The 308-nt window shown below is 43.8% G+C and carries 1 protein-coding gene; it reads right to left on the bottom strand.

Going from position 1 to position 308, the window contains the following annotated elements; genetic code table 11:
• On the bottom strand, positions 1-308 hold a 308-nt coding region (locus tag BST27_RS30970; protein WP_139805538.1), incomplete at both ends, for a family 1 glycosylhydrolase.

Here is a 308-nt window from a genome sequence, read left to right as displayed (position 1 = left end):
TCATAAGAGTGATCGATGGATCCTATTATTCCGAGTCCATTATAAGGACTGAAATATCCGGAATTAATCTCATTTATGGGAAGCCAATAGTCTACATTTTCTTGCCAGCGATAGACGACAAATTTCGCCATCTTAAGGTACAGATCGATGACGTCACGATGTCGCCAACCTCCGTATTTGCCAACGATAGCAATCGGCATCGCATAGTGATTGATCGTAATGAAGACTTTAATTCCAGCATGTGCAAGGGTGCGAATAATCCGGTCATAGTACATCACGCCTTCCGGATTGGACTGGTCCTCGAAACC

This window comes from Mycobacterium intermedium (assembly GCF_002086275.1).
Taxonomy (GTDB): Bacteria; Actinomycetota; Actinomycetes; order Mycobacteriales; family Mycobacteriaceae; genus Mycobacterium; species Mycobacterium intermedium.
This window is presented reverse-complemented; position numbering and strand designations above follow the sequence as displayed.